The 15508-nt window shown below is 68.2% G+C and carries 14 protein-coding genes; 7 read left to right on the forward strand and 7 right to left on the reverse strand.

The window, feature by feature from the left end; translation table 11 throughout:
* Nucleotides 1–158: 158 nt before the first annotated feature.
* From DX912_RS06805 to DX912_RS06825, 5 genes are all read left to right on the forward strand, one after another.
* On the forward strand, nt 159–1283 hold the full coding sequence (locus tag DX912_RS06805) for a polysaccharide biosynthesis/export family protein (RefSeq protein WP_232338413.1): 1125 nt from the start codon (nt 159–161) through the stop codon (nt 1281–1283).
* A 140-nt stretch (nt 1284–1423) separates the two neighbouring features.
* Complete coding sequence (locus tag DX912_RS06810) at nt 1424–2080, forward strand: glutathione S-transferase family protein (RefSeq protein ID WP_115841729.1); 657 nt, start codon at nt 1424–1426, stop codon at nt 2078–2080.
* Between the two features lie 63 nt (nt 2081–2143).
* Nucleotides 2144–3040, forward strand: a complete 897-nt coding sequence (locus tag DX912_RS06815; RefSeq protein ID WP_115841730.1) for a hypothetical protein — start codon at nt 2144–2146, stop codon at nt 3038–3040.
* A 52-nt stretch (nt 3041–3092) separates the two neighbouring features.
* Nucleotides 3093–3569, forward strand: a complete 477-nt coding sequence (locus tag DX912_RS06820) for a VOC family protein (RefSeq protein WP_115841731.1) — start codon at nt 3093–3095, stop codon at nt 3567–3569.
* A gap of 123 nt (nt 3570–3692) precedes the next feature.
* Entirely contained in the window at nt 3693–4265 is a 573-nt protein-coding gene (locus tag DX912_RS06825) for a mechanosensitive ion channel domain-containing protein (RefSeq protein WP_115841732.1), read from the forward strand.
* On the opposite strand, the gene DX912_RS18340 is transcribed toward DX912_RS06825, so the two are convergent.
* The 4 genes from DX912_RS18340 to DX912_RS06835 all read right to left on the reverse strand — a co-directional run bounded on the left by DX912_RS18340 (nt 4240) and on the right by DX912_RS06835 (nt 8811).
* Nucleotides 4240–4410 carry a hypothetical protein gene (locus DX912_RS18340; protein WP_181902739.1) on the reverse strand — a complete coding sequence of 57 codons (171 nt, stop codon included), beginning with the start codon at nt 4408–4410 and terminating at the stop codon, nt 4240–4242. The genes DX912_RS06825 and DX912_RS18340 overlap by 26 nt on opposite strands.
* Nucleotides 4411–4780: 370 nt before the next feature.
* Complete coding sequence (locus tag DX912_RS06830) at nt 4781–5548, reverse strand: TerC family protein (RefSeq protein WP_115841733.1); 768 nt, start codon at nt 5546–5548, stop codon at nt 4781–4783.
* 304 nt (nt 5549–5852) lie between these two features.
* Nucleotides 5853–6026, reverse strand: coding sequence for a hypothetical protein (locus DX912_RS18345; protein ID WP_157030537.1), 174 nt, complete (start codon nt 6024–6026; stop codon nt 5853–5855).
* A gap of 109 nt (nt 6027–6135) precedes the next feature.
* Nucleotides 6136–8811, reverse strand: a complete 2676-nt coding sequence (locus DX912_RS06835; protein ID WP_147298577.1) for a PAS domain-containing protein — start codon at nt 8809–8811, stop codon at nt 6136–6138.
* 128 nt (nt 8812–8939) lie between these two features.
* Between DX912_RS06835 and DX912_RS06840 the strand changes: the two genes are divergently transcribed.
* A complete protein-coding gene (locus DX912_RS06840) occupies nt 8940–9317 on the forward strand; it encodes a response regulator (RefSeq protein ID WP_181902740.1) in 378 nt (125 codons plus the stop codon).
* A gap of 13 nt (nt 9318–9330) precedes the next feature.
* Here DX912_RS06840 and DX912_RS06845 read toward each other — a convergent pair whose 3' ends face one another.
* Nucleotides 9331–10767, reverse strand: a complete 1437-nt coding sequence (locus tag DX912_RS06845; protein ID WP_115841736.1) for a pyridoxal phosphate-dependent decarboxylase family protein — start codon at nt 10765–10767, stop codon at nt 9331–9333.
* Nucleotides 10768–11018: 251 nt separating this feature from the next.
* On the opposite strand from DX912_RS06845, the gene DX912_RS06850 reads away from it, so the two are divergent.
* Complete coding sequence (locus DX912_RS06850; RefSeq protein WP_115841737.1) at nt 11019–12404, forward strand: cation:proton antiporter domain-containing protein; 1386 nt, start codon at nt 11019–11021, stop codon at nt 12402–12404.
* Here DX912_RS06850 and DX912_RS06855 read toward each other — a convergent pair.
* Nucleotides 12401–14944 (reverse strand): alpha/beta hydrolase family protein, encoded by a 2544-nt coding sequence (locus DX912_RS06855; protein WP_115841738.1) that lies wholly within the window; start codon nt 14942–14944, stop codon nt 12401–12403. The genes DX912_RS06850 and DX912_RS06855 overlap by 4 nt on opposite strands.
* A 105-nt stretch (nt 14945–15049) precedes the next feature.
* Entirely contained in the window at nt 15050–15394 is a 345-nt protein-coding gene (locus tag DX912_RS06860; protein WP_233433509.1) for a YciI family protein, read from the reverse strand.
* Nucleotides 15395–15508: the final 114 nt, after the last annotated feature.

Here is a 15508-nt window from a genome sequence, read left to right on the forward strand (position 1 = left end):
CTGCACTGCCCGCTCATGGCATCACGCCGTGTGCGCCATGCGCGATCTAGGCTTCCGTGGCGAACACAAGGACATCGCTACGTTCACAACGTCGTTCCACCGGCCGCGTCCCGCATGGAAATGGTGACGAAGGGCATCGCGCAGCTGACCAGCCGCGCATGTCGCGCCAAGAACCCGAGGGCCATGCATTGAAGACGCTCACTCTTGCCTGCTCGGTCGCGATCGCGACCGTCATCACCGGGTGCACCGGCCAGCAGATGACGCGAGGCGACATACAGGATTCGCGCTTCGTCGGGGGCGAGGTGAAGATGATTCCGATCACCTCCGACGTCGTCTCCGCGCCCGCGCCCAAGGCCGTCGTACCGCAGGAACTGCTGGCGTTCCGCGGCGAGACCTACAAGATCCAGCCCGGCGACACGCTCATCGTCACCGTGTGGGACCACCCCGAACTCACCACGCCTGCCGGCAACCAGCAGCAGGCCGTGACCAACGGCCGCCTGGTGCAGCCGGACGGCACGTTCTACTTCCCGTATGCCGGCAAGCTCAACGTCACCGGCATGACGATCGAGGACCTGCGCAGCACGCTGACCTCGCGTCTGGCGAAGTACCTCACCAATCCGCAGCTGGACGTCAACGTGGTCGGATTCGGAAGTCGCGTCGCGCTGCAGGGCGCGTTCGTCGACACCACGCCGCAGGACGTTACGACGGTTCCGATGACGCTGTCGCAGGTCGTCGGCCGCGCGCGCATCGACGTCGCGCAGGCCGATCTGTCGGGGCTGGTGCTCACCCGCGACGGACGTAACTACAACCTCGACCTGGACGCGCTCAACCGCGACGGCAACGTCGCGCAGGACATCTACCTCAAGCCGGGCGACCGCCTCTTCCTGCCGTTCAACGACCGCAAGGAGGTCTACGTCATCGGCGAGGTCGCGCGTCCGCAGGCGCTCACGTTCAAGACGACCGATGTCACCCTCACGCAGGCGTTGGGTCGCGCGGGCGGTTTGAACCCCATCACCTCCAAGGGTGAGGCGGTCTACGTGATCCGCGGCCTTGAAGACATGGGAACGCCGCAGGCGACGCAGGGCGCCACCACGGTCTACCAGCTCGATGCCAAGTCGCCGGTCGCCTTCGCGCTGGGCGACAAGTTCCGGCTGAAGCCCGGCGACGTCGTGTGGGTCGGCCCGGCCGGCGTGACGCGCTGGAACCGCTTCCTGTCGCAGCTGCTGCCGCTGTCCTCGCTCGTGACCAACGCCGCCTCGGCCCAGTACGACCTGACGCGGTAACAGCCAAGATTCAAGCGTGGGTGGGAGGAGAAAGAGGAGCTTCGGCTCCTCTTTCTCTTTTGCGAATGCCGGATGTCGATTCGCAGGCCCTGCGCTCGTCGGGGAAGATGAGGCGACCCGCCTCGTCATCCGGAGCGCCCATGCTGCAGCTGTATGCCCACCCGTTCTCCTCGTACTCGCAGAAGGTCCTGACCGCGCTGTACGAGAACGGCACGCCGTTCGAATGGAAACTGCTCGAATCGCCGGAGTGCGACGCCTGGCGCGAGCTGGTCGCGATGTGGCCGGTGCGGCGCTTCCCGGTGCTGGTCGAGGACGGCCGCATGGTCGCCGAGGCCAGCTGCATCATCGAGTACCTGCACGTGCATCATCCCGGCCCGGTGAAGCTGATCCCGGACGATGCCGACGAGGCGATCGAGGTGCGGATGATGGACCGCTTCTTCGACCACTACATCTCCACGCCGCAGCAGAAGTTCGTATACGACGCGCTGCGCCCGGAAGCCGAACGCGACACGCGCGGCGTCGAGGACGCTCGCGACATGCTCGAAAACGCCTACGGCTGGCTCGACGGCGTGATGGCGAACCGCGAATGGGCCGCCGGCTCGCACTTCAGCCTGGCCGATTGCGGCGCCGGACCGTTCCTGTTCTATGCGGACTGGACACACCGCATCGATCCGCGTTACGCGAACGTGCGCGCCTATCGCGAGCGCCTGCTTGTACGGCCTGCATTCGCGCGTGCCGTGGACGAAGCGCGGCCGTACCGGTCCTACTTCCCGCTCGGCGCGCCCGATCGGGATTAGGCGCGACTGGACCCCGTCGCCGCGACACGGGCATCATGCGCGCTGCTCGTTCGGGGACCGCGCATGTTGCTCATCATCACCGCCATCGTCCTGCTGGCCGGGCCGGCGCTGCTGGCGCTGGCGGGCCTGTTCGCCTCGAAGTCGGCTACGCCGGCGCGCGCGGATCGCGTGCGCTGGAGCTGGAGGACCGTCCTGGTATCCGCCCTGCTCTACGCGCTCGCCTTCAACCTGACGTTCTTCGTGCAGGAAGTCTTCCTCGTCGTGCCGAAGGCGCTCACGCCGGGATTGCAGCCGACGCTGTTCCACAACAACCACCTGTGGACCGGCGAGAACCCGCTGGCGAGCCTGTTCCAGGGCACCGGCGCGCTGGCGACCGCCATCGTCGGCCTGGCGTGCCTGTTCGCGGTGCGCGCGGGTCGCCCGCGTTCTGTTGCGTGGCGGTTGTTCGTCCTGTGGATGGCGTATTGCGGGCTGCTGATGGCGTTGCCGCAGGTGGTGATCGGCGCACTGAGCACGGGCAGCGACGTCGGCATGGCGATGGTGTACTTCGGCCTCTCGCTGGAGACGAAATTCATCGCGGCCTTGATCGCGCTGGCCGCCATCGTCGTCGTGTCGCTCGCGCTGGTGCGGCCCGCGCTCGAACTTGCCGACGAGCCGGCAGCCGTCGCCACGCCAGCGGCGCGCACGCGCTTCGTGCTGCAGACGATCGCGCTGCCGATGCTGATCGGCACCGCGCTGGTGATTCCCTTCCGCGTGCCGCGCGAGATGCTGGAAGTCGTGCTGCTGCCGTTGATCGTCGGCGTCCCGGGCGCGCTGTGGATGCTCGCCGGTGCGTGGCGCGTTCGCGATGCGCAGGCGACGGGCACGCCCTTGCGCGCGATCGTGACGCCGCTGCTGGGGGCCATCGCGCTGCTGCTGGTGTTCCAGCTGGTGCTGCGGCCGGGCGTTGCGTTCTACTGAGGCATCACGCGCCCGCGCGCATGCTCGCGCTTTGCCGCCGGGAGCGCGCGCCATGGCCGTCGATCCGATTCCGCCGGGACATCACCGCATCACGCCGGGCATCGTCGTGGGCGATGCGAACGATGCGATCGCCTTCTACGAAACCGCCTTCGGCGCGACGCTCACTTACCGGCTCGACGCCGGCGGCAAGGTCGCGCATGCCGAGATGCGCATCGGCGATGCGCGCTTCATGCTGTCGGACGAGTTCCCCGAATGGGACGCGCTGGGCCCGGAATCGCGTGGCGGCACCACCGGCAGCCTGCTGGTGTACGTCGACGACGTGGACGCGGCTTTCGAGCGCGCGATCAAGGCCGGCGCGACGGTATTGCAGGCGGTGGAAAACCAGTTCTGGGGCGACCGCATGGGCACGGTGGTGGATCCCTTCGGCCATCGCTGGATGCTCGGCACGCATGTCGAGGACGTCGACGAGGACGAGATGCGCCGGCGTGGCGCAGAGTGGGCCAAACAGTACGAAGCGGACCACACGTAAGTTCCTCGCGCTACTCGCAGCGGCCATCAGCGATTACGCTTGCGGCATGAACACCGCATCCCGATACGAACGCATCCCCTTGCACGCTCGACCGCATCGCGCATCGCGCGCAGAGACCACGCGATGAACGTGTTTTCTCCCGCAGGCCATCTTCCGAACGCGAAGTGGGTACGCGACGGCGTCGACCTGGTCGTGCCGCTGGGCGAAGCGGCGCTGATCCTCGTTGCCGCGTGGTTGTTGCGTCTGCTGCTGCGCAAGGCGCTCAACCGCGTGTGCGCGCGCTACGAGTTGCCGGTCGAGATGACCATCGGCGCGCGACGCGTGATGGGCACGCTGATCTACGTCGCCGCCACTTTCCTGATCCTGCAGCGCCTGGGCGTGTCGGCGTCGGTGCTGTGGACGGCGATCACCGGATTCGCCGCAGTGGCGGCGGTGGCGTTCTTCGCGGCGTGGAGCGTGCTGTCGAACATCTTCTGCACGTTCCTGATCCTCACCTCGCGCCCCTTCCGCCTGCACGACGAGATCGAACTGCTGGAGAACGGCGAGAAGCCGGGCCTCAAGGGCCGCGTGGTCGACATCAACCTGATCTACACGACGCTGCAGGAAACGCGGGCGGACGGCTCGGACACGACGCTGCAGATACCGAACAGCCAGTTTTTCCAGCGTTCGATCAGAAGGTGGCGGGGGGCGTCGTGATGGTGGACGTGCAGGTGATCGTGGTCGAGTAACGGCGCAGCGCGGCAATGTTCACAACGGCGCTGCCGTCATGACGTGCTTTTGCCGTCATTCCCGCGCAGGCGGGAATCCATCCGTCCGACGTATCACGCTCTTCGGCGGCCATGACAGCACCGACAGTTGGATCCCCGCCTTCGCGGGGATGACGTTTCTATTAGCTGTCATTCCCGCGCAGGCGGGAACCCATCGGTCCGACGCATCACGCTCATCGGAGGCCATGACGGCACCGACAGGCTTGGATCCCCGCCTTCGCGGGGATGACGCCTCTTCTTGCCGTCATTCCCCTTCTGCTGTCATTCCCACGCAGGCGGGAATCCATCCGTCCGAGGCATCACGCTCGTCGGAGGTCATGACGGCACTGACAGTTGGATCCCCGCCTTCGCGGGGATGACGCCTTTTTTGCCGCGACGGCAAAGCAGGCATGAGCCATCCGCGGCACCCAGCCCCTCTCCCAGGGAGAGGGGCTGGGTGCCGCCTCACTCCGACGGCACTTCCTCGTACCGCTCGCGCAGCTTGACCGGCTCGGTCTTGCGCGCTTCGCGCTTGCGGATCCACAGGTTGATCATCTCGACGAACACCGAGAAGGCCATCGCCGTGTAGATGTAGCCCTTGCTGATGTGCTGGCCGAAGCCGTCGGCGATCAGCACCAGGCCGATCATGATCAGGAAGCTCAGCGCGAGGATCTTCACCGTCGGGTGGCGCTCGACGAAATCGCCGATCGGCTTGGCGAAGGCCAGCATGAAGACGATGGAGATCAAAATCGCGGCCACCATCACCCAGCGCTCGTCGACCATGCCGACGGCGGTGATGATCGAGTCCAGCGAGAAGACGATGTCCAGCACCATGATCTGCGCGATCACGCTGCCGAAGGTCGCGCCGACGACCTTGCCGGTGGAGACCGCTTCGCTGGCGCCTTCGAGCTTCTGGTGGATCTCGTGCGTGGCCTTGGCGATCAGGAACAGACCGCCGCCGATGAGGATCAGGTCGCGCCACGAGAATTCGTTGCCGAAGACTTCGAACAGCGGCTTGGTCAGGCTCACGATCCAGGCGATGGTCAGCAGCAGGCCCAGGCGGGTGATCGCCGCCAGCGCGATGCCGAGCTTGCGCGCCTTGTCGCGCTGGTGCGGCGGCAGCTTGCCGGACAGGATGGAAATGAAAATGATGTTGTCGATGCCGAGCACGAGCTCGAGCGCCGTCAACGTGGCCAGGGCGATCCAGATTTCGGGGTTTAGGAAGATGTCCATCGGATGGGTTCGGTTCGGTGGGCGGGAGCCGTAACCCACGCGCGAATCGCATCCGTCGGATCGATCACCCGCCCTTCGCCGTCGCTCAACGCGAGCAACCGACGATCCTTCGATCGGGCTTGATCCGGACGCACCTTCGCCGCGGCTTTACGGCGAAGGTCTTGCTCACAGGCCTGCGGCCTGCTGCTGCACCGGGGCCGGTCCCGTTGCAGGACGACCCGTAATGACGGCGACAGCACGATGGAGCTACTCCCCTTCTGCGGCGATCCTAGCACGGGCGGATCACCGCAACGGAACGAGACGTTCAGGCATGACCCGCACTCAGCCGGCGCAGGCGCATCTGGTGTTCGGCGCGATCGGCGCGCGTGGGTTTGCGCGCGTCTTCCCTGCGCGGCAGACGAACCAGACGCGGCATCCGGGGACGGGTCGAGATCGCGGCCGGCGCCTGGGGAGGAGTCGGAAGCTTGCGGGTGGCCATGGGGGAAAAACCTGTCGGTTCGGGCAAACAGAATCAGGGCAGGCAGGTTAAGCCGGAGCGAAGCAGGCATTCGCCGCGACGTCGCCGGCACGTGCCATGTTTCATGCCTTCATAACCGCGCGTCATGACCGTGCGGTGACGCCATTTCGCGGCGCGAAATAGGCATGGCGATGGTGCAATGGACGCCCGCATCGGTGAGCTCATACGTCGTGCGCGCGCCGAACTGGTACGGCAGCGCCCGCTCGATCAGCTCGCGTCCCGCGCCGCTGCCGCGCTCCACGTCGCAGGCCGCCGGCGGCACCACGCCGGTCTCGCGCCAGTCCACGTGCAGCCACGGGCGGCCGTCCTCGTCCTGCACGCTCCAGGCGATGCGCAGGTACCCGGCGGGGTCGCGCAGCGCGCCGTACTTGACCGCGTTGGTGATGAGCTCGTGGATGGCCAGCGCCAGCGGCTGCACGCTGGAGGAGCGCAGTGTCACGCCGTCCGGCCCGGACAGCGTGAAACGCGAGCCGTCCTGCGCGTCCAGGTGCGCCGCCAGTTCCATGCGCAGCAGTTCGTCGAAGGTCACGCGCTGGCCCTCCTTCAGGCGCGACAGCAATCCCTGCACGCGCGCCAGCGAGCCCAGCCGTTCGCTGAACACGGTCGCGAACTGCGCCATGTCGGCGCTTTCGCGCAGCGTGCGGTCGGAAATCGAGCGCACCACCGCGATGAGGTTGCGCGTACGGTGCTGGAGTTCGGCTACCAGCACGCGCTGGGCGTCCTCGTATTCGCGCCGCAGCGTGGTGTCGATCATCGAGCCGACCATGCGCACGGGCCGGCCGGCGGCGTCGTAGAAGAAGCGGCCTCGTGCGTTGGCCCAGTGCACGCTGCCGTCGGGATGCAGGAAGCGCACCTCGCGCGCGTATTCGCCACCGGTGAGCATCGCCTGCCGCACCGCGGCTTCGGACGTCTCGCGGTCGTCCGGGTGCACGCGCGCGACCCAGGCCTCGTAGCTCGGCACGACTTCGCCTGGCAGATAGCCTTCGATGCGGTAGTGCTCGTCCGACCAGGCGACCTCGCCCGTGGTCAGGTTCCAGTCCCAGGTCGCCAGGCGGCCGACTTCGATCGCGCTGCGCAGGCGCTCCTCGCTTTCGCTCAGGCGGAACTGCGCCTTCTTCAGCAGCGTCGCGTCCTGCGCGATGCCGCCGATGCGGTTGATGCGGCAGTCGTCGTCGCGCATCGGGAATTCGGTGCCCAGCAGCCAGAGTTCGTCGCCGGTTTCGCCGTGCAGGATCCGGTACTCCTGTTCCACGCGTTCGCCCTGCTGCACGCGGCGCACCGCGCGGCGCACGGCTTCGCGATCGTCCGGGTGCACCATCGCCAGCCACGCGTCGAAGCCGCTGCCGACCACCGCGTCGCAGCGCCGTCCGCAGATGGTCTCGAACGCCGCGCTGACGTATTCCAGCTCCAGCGTGTCGGCGTTGCGGATCCACAGCACGCTGGACGCCGCCTGGCCGAACTGGCGGAAGCGCTCCTCGCTGTCGCGCAAGGCGAGCTCCGCGTCGCGGCGCGGCTTGATGTCCTGGAACAGGATGCCAACCTGTTTCTGCCGACCCTTCAGCCGGAACACGCGATAGCGGAAGTAGCGCTGCACGCGCGCCGACGGTCGTTCGAGCGAGCGTTCCTTGCCGGTGCGGATGACCTGCTCGACGATGTCCAGCCACTCCTGGTCGAAGTCCGGCACGACCTCCGACAACCGGCGGCCTGCGATGTCGCGTCCGATGTAGCGGCGCGCCATCGGGTTTTCCTGCAGGAACTGCAGGTCGACGATGCGGCCTTCCTCGTCCTTCACGACTTCGCCGATGTAGAACGCCTCGCCCATGCTGTCGAACAGGTCGCGGTAGCGGCGCTCGCTGTCGTGCAGCGCGGAGGCCGCGCGCACGAGCCGCCCCTGCAGCAGCAGCGCGTGGCGCAGCAGCAGTCCGAGCATCACCAATGTGCCGACCAGCCCGTAGACGCGGCCGATGTAGAAACCCAGCTGATAACGGGCACTGATCATCATCCCGCTGAGCGCCAGTTCGATCACCGCCGCCAGCAGCGTCACGCACAGCCACAGGTCGAGCAGTCGTCGCAGCCGCGTGCGCCAGATCAGCAACGCGATTGCGATCAGGTGCACGGTCCAGACCGCGGTCCCGATCATCCGCGTCATCAACGGCCGGTATTGCACGCTCACCAGCAATTGCGGCAGACGATCGTCCAGGCGCACCAGCGCCAGCGCGATCAGCACGACCGAAAGGACCACCGCCGGATACGCGACGCGATGCAGCGGCCATCCGCCGTTACGCCAACGCCCGGTACCGGCCAGCGCATACGCGATGACGAACAGCGGCGAGGCGCCATGCCAGAAGATCCACAGCCACACGGTGGTCTGCGAGTCGCCGAACAGGCTGCCGCTGACGAAGGCGTCAGGGAAACTCAGGCCGTGCAGCAACGCGAACAGCGCGCCGTACAGATAGCCGCACGCCAGCCACAGGAAGCTGCGCTGGTGCAGGTCGCGATACTGCGCGTGCAGCATCAGCGCGGCGATCGACGCCAGCACCATCACCGCTGCATCGTAGGCCGGAACGAAGGTCGGCACCGCCGGCAGCGCGCGCCCGGCGAACGGCGCAGTCGCCGCGAAGGCCAGCAACAGCACGACGGCGACGCAGGCCGCGCGCCGGCGGTCGCCGCGATCGGCCAGCACCATGCCGAGGAAACTGGAGGCCTCGGCACCTGACGTGGACGTCGCAACGGGATGGACGGTCACGGGCGGGCTCCGGGCGGGCTCGCGGACACGATCCGCTCCTGTACCGTGGGCGCTGCGTGAATGCGCAGCCGTCTCGCCGTCTTAACTTTTCGGCGCGAACAATGCGGGTAAACCCGAGGAGAGATCCCATGCGCGACGCTGGCCTCCGCGGTCTCCACCTCCTGCTGGTGGAGGACGACTATCTCCTCGCCTCGGGCCTGCAGGAAGCGCTCGAACTGGAAGGCGCGACCATTGTCGGCCCCTACCCCGATGTCCAGGGCGCGCTGCGCGGCATCGCGCTGGCGACCGTGCTCGACGGCGCGCTGCTCGACGTGAACCTCGGCGACGAGACTTCCTTCGCAGTGGTCGAAGCACTGCGCGGACGCGGCGTGCCGATGCTGTTCCTCACCGGCTATGACGACAGCGCGCTTCCCGCGATCTACGGCGACATTCCGCGCTGCCGCAAGCCGGTCGGCCTCGCCGAACTGGTGCGCGAACTGAACTCGCACCTCGTCCGCGTGGGTTGACCCGCCTCGACCGCTACGCGGTTCCTGCCGCGGCGTGCAGTGCGTGGAACACGCGCAGGATCGCCGCGACGCTGCGCTCCGCATCGTCCTCGCTGGTCGCCCAGTTCGACACCGAAATGCGCATCGCGGCCTTGCCCTGCCACGTCGTGCCACCGAGCCAGCACGTGCCGTCGCGCTGCACGCCGGCGATCACCGCACGGGTGAGGTCGTCGTCATCGCCGAAACGCACCAGCACCTGGTTGAGCACGACGTCGTTGAGCACCTGCACGCCGTCGGCGGTGCGCAGCGCGTCGGCCATCTGACGGGCGCGTTCGCAGCTGGCGTCGATCAGGTCCTGCACGCCGCCCTTCCCCAGCGCGCGCAGCGTCGCGTATACGGGAACGCCGCGCGCGCGACGCGAGAACTCGGGCACCCAGTCCACCGCGTCGCGTTCCTCGCCGTGCGTCTGGATCAGGTAGGCGGCCTGCGAAGTCATGGCCTCGCGGTGATCCTGCGCGTGGCGCACGATCGCGACGCCGCAGTCGTAGGGCACGTTGAGCCACTTGTGCGCGTCCGTCGCCCACGAATCGGCGAGTTCGATGCCATCGGCCAGGCCACGCAGCGATTCGCTGGCGCGCGCCCACAGACCGAACGCGCCATCCACGTGCAGCCATGCACCACGTTCGCGCACGACCTCGGCGACCTCGCGCAGCGGATCGAACGCACCGGTGTTCACGTTGCCCGCCTGCGCGCAGACGATCATCGGCCCTTCGATCGACGCGACGACCTTGCGCAGGCGATCGGCGTTCATGCGCCCCTGCGCGTCGGTTTCCACGCGATGCACCGAGCGCGTGCCCAGGCCGAGGTAACGCAGCGCGACGTCGATGGTGACGTGCGATTCGGCCGACGCCACGACGTGCAGCCGAGGCGCGCCCTGCAGGCCGTCGGCTTCGACGTCCCAGCCGGCGCGTCGCAGCATCTGGTGGCGCGCGGCCGCCAGGCAGGTGAAGTTCGCCATCTGGCAGCCGGTGACGAAACCGACGCCGCTTTCGCGCGGCAGGTCGAACAGGTCGAGCAGCCATTGCCCGGCGATCTCCTCCACCACCGACACCAGCGGCGAGATCGCATAGATGCCGGCGTTCTGATCCCACGTGGACACCAGCCAGTCGGCGGCGAGCGCCACCGGATACGCGCCGCCGACCACGAAACCGAAATAGCGCGGCGAATTGCAGGCGACCGCGCCGCGTTCGGCCTGCTGCGCGAGCAGGTCGATCACCTCGCCGCCTTCGTCGCCGTGTTGCGGCAGGGGCATGCGCAGCGCGGACAGCAGTTCGTCGCGACCGGCGCGCGCGGCGACATGGCGATCCGGCAGGCGCCGCAGGTAATGCCCGGCGTGCATGCGGGCGTTGTCGAGGTATTCGTCGAACACGGCGGACTGGAACAGGCTCGACGGGATGGGATCGGTGGCCATGGCGCGCAGTCCTCGGGAGGAGGCCGAAGCATAGGCGCGTGGATGCGGTTTGCCGTTAAGAATGTGTGGATTCGGACGAGCACGGCGCGCTCGAAAAAAACCGTCATCCCGGCGAAGGCCGGGGCCCAGGCCGATAGCGTCCGGGTACCCGTCGCCGCTAACAACTCCGCCGCGCGAAACCGGGCGCCGGGCCGCTATAGTCCGTCGAATCGCCGCCGGAGCGCCCCTTGGCCACGTCCCACCCGCATCGCATGCAACCCAAGTTCCCGTGGCGTTACCTGTTGCTGGTCGTGGTGCCGCTGGTCGCAGCCGTGGCGATGTCGCGCCATGGGTTGCCGATTCCGGACGTCCTGACATCGGCGCCAACGCCGCCGCCCGCCGCACCCGCCGCCACGCACGGCCCGCTGACCACCCCGCTCGCGCGCTTCCTGCTGCAGCTCCTGGTCGTGCTGTGCGTGGCGAAGGGCGCCGGGTGGTTGCTGCGCCGGTTCGGGCAGCCAGCCGTGATCGGCGAGATGGCCGCCGGCCTGCTGCTCGGCCCGCTGCTGTTCGGCGCCGTCGCACCCGACGTGCAGGGCTGGCTGTTCGCACCCGAAAGCCTCGGCGCCCTCGGCATGGTGAGCCAGCTCGGCGTGCTGATGTTCCTGTTCGTCGCCGGCGCCGAACTGGACCTGTCGAGCCTCAACGGCCGGCGCGGGTTCGCGCTGCTGGTCAGCCACGCGGGCATCGCGTTGCCGTTCCTCTGCGGCGTGCTGCTCGCGCTCGCGCTGTTCGCCGAACACGCGCCGCCGGGTGTCGGTTTCGCCGGGTTCGCGTTGTTCATGGGCGTGTCGCTGTCGATCACCGCCTTCCCGGTGCTGCTGCGGATCCTGTCCGATCGCGGCATCGCGCAGACCGAAATGGGCCGCATCGCGATCGCCTGCGCCGCGCTTGGCGATGCCAGCGCGTGGTGCCTGCTCGCGGTGATCGTCGCCACCGTGCAGGCCACCGGCTGGATGACGGCGGTGGTGAGCCTGGCGGGCACGCTGCTGTTCGCGGTGGCGGTGCTGGCGCTCGCGCGGCCGTGGATAACCCGCCGCGAGATCACCGTCGAACGCGAAGGCCGCGCGCTCATCGCGTTGCTGCTGCTGGCGCTGCTGTGCGCGCTGGTCACCGAGGCGCTGGGCATCCACGCGCTGTTCGGCGCGTTCCTCGCCGGCATCGCCGTGTCGGGCAATGCGCGGCTGCGGCACCTGCTGGTCGAACGCGTGGAGCCGTTCGCGATTTCGCTGCTGCTGCCGCTGTTTTTCGCGATGACCGGCCTGCGCCTGCGCGTGGAGGGCTGGCAGGCATCGGACCTGCTGCTCGGCGTGGTGGTCATTGCGGTTGCGACGCTCGGCAAGGGCGCGGGCACGTGGCTCGCCGCGCGCACGGCCGGCATGCCCAACACCGACGCGCTGCGCCTGGGCGCGCTGATGAACACGCGCGGGCTGATGGAACTGATCGTGCTCAACCTCGGCTACGAGATGGGCCTGATCGGCGACCGCCTCTTCGCCGTGCTGGTGATCATGGCGCTGGTCACCACCGCCATGACCGGACCGCTGCTCGATCTGATCGAACGACGCGCGCGCCGTCGCGTCGATACCGGCGCGGCCTAACCTCCGCCGGGTGCGGCGGGCGTGGCCGAGGCCGAGGCCGCGGTCGTGGCCGGCGCCGCTGGTGCGCCCAGGTACTGCTGCAGGAAGCCGGCGATGCCGGTCCACGCGATGTCCTGTGCCATCGGATCCTCGAAGCTGTGTCCCATGCCCGGGAAGGCAAGCACCACCGGCGGCCGACCCTCGAGGTTGAGCATCCGCACCAGTCGCCGCGTGTGCTCGAAGTCCACTCGGTTGTCTTCGCGGCCGTGCACGAGCATCAGCGGCAACGTCAGCTCCTTCACGTGGTACAGCGGCGACGTCGCCTGCATCTCCGCCATGTCCTTGCGCGGATCGCCCATGATCTTTTCCAGCTGGGCGCGACCCTCCGCGGAACTGCCGGCGTCGCTGGCCGTGAAACGCAGCACGCGATCGCTCACGCCCGACATCGACACCGCGCATCGGAAACGTCCCGGCCAGCGCAACGCCGAGACCAGCGCCGAATAGCCGCCGTAGCTGGCGCCGAGCACGCACATGCGCGATTCGTCCAGCGGATACGACGCCAGTGCGGCCCGCAGCGCGGCGTCGATGTCGTCCTCGATCGCGCGCCCGTAGTTGCGATGCCCGGCCTCGCGGAACTGCTTGCCGTAACCGTCGGAGCCGCGGAAGTTCACCTGCAGCACGGCGTAGCCCTGCGAGGCGAGGAACTGCACGTCCCGGTTGAAATGCAGCGTGTCGCTGATGCCGATCGGCCCGCCGTGCGGGAACACCACGAGCGGGCGTTTGCCGCCGCCCGGCGGCAGCGTCAGGAAAGCGTCCACCGCCAGCCCATCGGCCGCCTTCACGTTGAGCACGTGCACCGGCGCGAATGTCCTGTCGGCCAGCCACGGCGCGACTTCCTCCAGCAGCGAGGCGCGTTTGGCGGCGACGTCCAGGTGGTAGAGCTGCGGCGAGCGGTCGGTGCCATCGACCCAGAGCACGAGCTGCCGGTTGTCGCTGCTGCGGTCGACCACCGCAACGGTGCGACCGGGAAACGCGGCCTGCAACGTGCGGTCCAGTTGCTTTCCGGCGTCGTCGAAGTACTCGGTCACCAGCCGTCCCGACTGGTAGTAGCGTGCGGCCACCGGTTCGCGGCGGTCGTTGAAGACGGCCCCGGCGATGTCCACGCCCGGCTTGGAGAACACGGTACGCGTGATCTTCCGGGTGGTCGGATCGAAGGCGACCAGATCGCGTTGCGCGCGGCCTTCCTCGCTGTAGCCGTACATCATGTCGCCATCCCAGGACAGCGACACCGGCGTGAACACCGGTTCGGCGCGGTATTCCATGACGTCGTGGAACACGCCGTCCATGCCGTGCACGAGCACGTAGGTCTCGTCGCGCCACAGCGTCGCCGCGCGGAGGCGACCCCGCCCGTCCGCATACCACGCGATGTCGTGCGTGGCGCCGCGGTTCAGGCGGTCGCGGCTCTTCGCGCTCTGGAACGAAGTGATGGCCTTGTCGCCTTCGAGTTCGATCCGATGCACCACCAGTTCGCCGCGGCTGTCGAAGCCTTCGAACAGGATCACGCCCGGCTCATCCGGCAACAGGTCCACCACGCGACCGCTGCCGTTGATCGGCCGATGCCGCACCGGTCGCGTCGTGCCGTCGCTGGGGCCGACGTCGAAGACGTGATAACTGGTGCCGGCGCTTCCGTTGGAGGTGATGAGCGTGCGTGCGTCCTTCCACCGCAGGCTGTCGAACTCGTTTTTCGTGGTGAGCACGCGCTGCGAGCGGCCGAGCTTCAGGTCCACCAGGTCGAGGCCCCACGTGCCCTTGTCGTCGCGCACGGCTTCGGCGAGCAGGTCGCCCGGCCCGTTGAGCGCGAAGTCCGCCACCCGGTTGGGTTTCCACATGACCTCCGCTGTGAGCGCCAATGCACCAGGCTTGGGCGGCTCGTGGCCTTCGTTGAGCTTTTCCGCCGGCTCGACGCGACCGGTACGTGCGGCCCGGTAGAACTCGGGGAACGGATCCGGATACTGGCCGGCGTACCCGAACGACAGGCGCGGGTACAGCGCGCCGTGGTCCTTCTCCAGCCAGTCGATGATCGGCAGCGACCGGTTGGCGACATGCATGCGCGCACTGGTCATTGAGTCGAGTCGGAGGACCAGGTCGCCGGGATACGTGATCTTTCCCGGGGCGACGGTGAACCGGAACTCCGCCTCGTCGAGTTCGAAGCGCGAGCGGTACCACCAGGCGGTCAGGTTCACCTGGGCCCACCGGTAGTCGCCGGCCCTGGTCGCGTACAGGCGGGAATCGCGTCCCGGGCCGATGTAGTTGAGCACCTCGGCCGTGCCGCCATCAGCTCGCTTGACGTGGATGCTGCTGACCGGAGCGTTCGCGTCGACGGACAGCACGACCAGGCCTTCGTCCGGCGCGAGCTTCGGATCCTCGCCGGGATCGATCCGCCGCATCGCCGCGGCATCCATCGGCACCATCGACGCAAACACGCACAGCAGCATCGCCATGCCCGCCGCACACACTTCGCCACGCAGACACGCGAATGCCCGCCACGTCGCAAGACGCATGAGTTCCCTCCCCGCGCATCACCCCGGGCCGAAGCCCGCCCCGTGCACGAGGATAGCGCAGCGCGGGCACGTGCAAACGGCCCGCGCCCGCGTCCCCACGGCGTGTCAGATGCCCGGCTCCTCGATCTGCCGCACCTCGCACTCGATGTTCCATTCGTCGCCGTGGATCGCGACGAAGCGGCGCGTGAGTTCGGTGGCTTCGTCCAGGTCGGCCGCCTCGAGGATGGCGTAGCCGCCGACGACTTCCTTCGCCTCGGCGAACGGGCCGTCGATGTTCGACAGCTTGCCGTCGTGCAGCCGCACGCGGCGGCCCTTCGCGGTGGGCTGCAGGCCGCCGGTATCGACGAGCTTGCCGGCGGCGCGCATCTCGCCGATGAGCACGGTCATCTCGTCGATCAGGCGCTGGCTCGGCACCTGGCCGGTGTTTTCGTCGACTCGGATCAGGGACATGAAACGCATGGGATCTCCTTCGGTTCGCGGGCGCGGAAGTGCGCCCTTCATCGACATCGACGAGCGGGGTCGTGCGGAATCGACAAACGACGTCGAGGTCGCGGCCGCCGGTGC

It is taken from the genome of Lysobacter soli (genome assembly GCF_003382285.1).
Lineage (GTDB): Bacteria > Pseudomonadota > Gammaproteobacteria > Xanthomonadales > Xanthomonadaceae > Lysobacter_J > Lysobacter_J soli.

Coding starts and splice junctions, on each gene's coding strand:
- DX912_RS06815 (WP_115841730.1), top strand. CDS start 2,144: ATGTTGCTCATCATCACCGCCATCGTCCTGCTGGCCGGGCCGGCGCTG.
- DX912_RS06845 (WP_115841736.1), bottom strand. CDS start 10,767: ATGGCCACCGATCCCATCCCGTCGAGCCTGTTCCAGTCCGCCGTGTTC.
- DX912_RS18345 (WP_157030537.1), bottom strand. CDS start 6,026: ATGGCCACCCGCAAGCTTCCGACTCCTCCCCAGGCGCCGGCCGCGATC.
- DX912_RS06840 (WP_181902740.1), top strand. CDS start 8,940: ATGCGCGACGCTGGCCTCCGCGGTCTCCACCTCCTGCTGGTGGAGGAC.
- DX912_RS06805 (WP_232338413.1), top strand. CDS start 159: ATGTCGCGCCAAGAACCCGAGGGCCATGCATTGAAGACGCTCACTCTT.
- DX912_RS06860 (WP_233433509.1), bottom strand. CDS start 15,394: ATGTCCCTGATCCGAGTCGACGAAAACACCGGCCAGGTGCCGAGCCAG.
- DX912_RS06825 (WP_115841732.1), top strand. CDS start 3,693: ATGAACGTGTTTTCTCCCGCAGGCCATCTTCCGAACGCGAAGTGGGTA.
- DX912_RS06855 (WP_115841738.1), bottom strand. CDS start 14,944: ATGCGTCTTGCGACGTGGCGGGCATTCGCGTGTCTGCGTGGCGAAGTG.
- DX912_RS06850 (WP_115841737.1), top strand. CDS start 11,019: ATGCAACCCAAGTTCCCGTGGCGTTACCTGTTGCTGGTCGTGGTGCCG.
- DX912_RS06830 (WP_115841733.1), bottom strand. CDS start 5,548: ATGGACATCTTCCTAAACCCCGAAATCTGGATCGCCCTGGCCACGTTG.
- DX912_RS06810 (WP_115841729.1), top strand. CDS start 1,424: ATGCTGCAGCTGTATGCCCACCCGTTCTCCTCGTACTCGCAGAAGGTC.
- DX912_RS06820 (WP_115841731.1), top strand. CDS start 3,093: ATGGCCGTCGATCCGATTCCGCCGGGACATCACCGCATCACGCCGGGC.
- DX912_RS18340 (WP_181902739.1), bottom strand. CDS start 4,410: ATGGCCGCCGAAGAGCGTGATACGTCGGACGGATGGATTCCCGCCTGC.